Here is a 2,065-nt window from a genome sequence, read left to right as displayed (position 1 = left end):
GCAAATGAAAATGTGGCATTTTGCGTTGATAATTATCAAATCTACGGGAAGGCCAGAAATATAGGGACATGGGATGCGCACGGAGATATCCTGGAAGAATATAAAAAGATACATACTGCATCATATGAAAAGTATAAGAATGTGAGTGATGAAATCATCGTTGAAACAACAATTGAAGAGATAAAGACGTGGGAATATCGTGATGGGAAGCCCGTCATTGTCAGAATGAATCTGGAGACTAACGAGTACAACGTGATGGAGTACAGGCTGGATTGAGTCAATGCTTCCGATGCTTATAACATATACAATATTTGTGAAAGTCATGTTTCGAAGATGCTTCAACCTGATTCGGCGGGTGATCACTGTCTGTGCAGGCCGCACGGCTGTTGCAGAAACGTACATGTCCTGCATTGCAGGGTGATAAATCATTCTGCTAACTTCTTGATACGGATACGTCGTAGAAAGTGATGGTTGTGAAAGAAGTTCAGACGTTTGTCCGATATCGCACCGGCTGTTTACCGGTGGTTGACTGCGTTTGAGATGCGTCGAGTGATGTGTGCCGTATGAAGCGGTATTGTCCGGCGTTGAGAATCATGATGAGTTATGATTGCATTTCTTCATGATTTTATAGATTTTATATGGAATTAGTTTTGTGCCTATCTGTCCCGTATCGGTGCGGATATAATTTATCATTGTTTTCAGATAGTGCCATTATGATCGATTTAACTGATGTGGTGAATCGAATACGATTAACCGGAATAAAAAAACTGGTTGATATTTACGCTATACGCATACGGTCGTTTCTCTATGCATATTGCGAAATGATCCGACATGTCATGGAGTAGTAATAATTACAGAATCAGACAGGAGATAATGAGTAATGAGTCATTGTGGTGGATTTAAGGGGATCGCTTCCGTGGTAATAATGTCCGCGGTTATCTTGATCTCAATATGTGCGGATTCGTATGCGATGGGGCTTGGTTCGACCGCCTATTGCAGTTATGGTTCCGGTGAAATTGATAAAACAAGCAAGGAGTATTTTTCCGATAACAAAGTCGAGAAAAAGGGTACGGCGAAGTATGGATTGTGTGGTATAGGGTTGGTGCTTGAGTCCAACCCGTTTAATGAAAGATTCAGTTTCCGTATGACTCCCGGAGTCGGGTTCGGTCGTATATCTAAAAAGTATACGCGAAAGGAATATAATGATGAGACGAAGACGATTATTTCGACGGATAAAGTTACGCAGAAATATAACGTTTTCGATGTGAATCTGACCGCGAAATTTTCTTTCAAGGTTTTGATGCGCGATAACTTCAATATCTGGGTCGGACCTATGGCGAGAATCGGGAAATGCAGAGACAATAGTAAGGATTATAATGATTACATGTTCGGCGGCGGCGTTACCGCCGGCACTAATATCCGCATGACTGAAATGGTTTATCTGACCGCAAGTCCATCGGCGTGCATTTTGTATTCAGGAAACTCTAAAGTTGATCTGCTTTATACTGATTGCAGGGTTGATATCGGAGTGATGACGATCTTGTGAACGTTTATCTATCTTAAAAGGTTATTCCGATATGCGGATAACCTTTTTCGTATTCGTGTGTTGCTAACCGGCCTGTTTTACTTCTGCTTATTCCATTTGACCTCAATACGATCTCGACTTTCTTCAGTCCAATTACTCAAAGTGCCGCTAATTCAGAGATATGTATATCGTATATCATGATGAGTTAAAATTTCATAGAAAAATTCCCTAAAAGTATTTAAGCCCAGGTGGGCCTATTGACAAATTCCCTTGCTTAATATATGTTTAACCCGGTGGGTCATGTTTCAATATAATTTGAATCGATGGCATGCTAACAAAACAAGGAGTGTGTATTCATGCGATTGTTGAAAGTTCTTATGGTCATCTTATTGGCTACATTTTGTTTCAACCTGCCTTCAGACGCTGGTTTGATAAAAAAAGTTAAAAACAAAGTAACAAATCAAGACGAAAAGGATAAGAAAAAAGAAAAGAAAAAAAAGGAAGCTGCAGAGCAGGAAGCTGCAAAGCAGGAAGCGGCGA

Annotated in this window: 3 protein-coding genes; all 3 read left to right on the top strand. The window is 40.4% G+C overall.

The features are described from left to right. A partial coding sequence (locus PKH29_12155) for a hypothetical protein (GenBank protein HNX15591.1) occupies positions 1-276 on the top strand: 276 nt, incomplete at its 5' end. A gap of 640 nt (positions 277-916) precedes the next feature. Continuing rightward, positions 917-1,546: a hypothetical protein gene (locus PKH29_12150; protein ID HNX15590.1), complete on the top strand. Its 630-nt coding sequence runs from the start codon at positions 917-919 to the stop codon at positions 1,544-1,546. A gap of 335 nt (positions 1,547-1,881) precedes the next feature. Continuing rightward, positions 1,882-2,065: hypothetical protein (locus tag PKH29_12145; GenBank protein ID HNX15589.1), on the top strand; the 184-nt coding region annotated here is incomplete at its 3' end.

It is taken from the genome of Oscillospiraceae bacterium (genome assembly GCA_035353335.1).
Classification (GTDB): Bacteria; Bacillota; Clostridia; order Oscillospirales; family JAKOTC01; genus DAOPZJ01.
The sequence above is the reverse complement of the archived record's forward strand: the minus strand, read 5'-3'. Positions and strand labels throughout refer to the sequence as shown.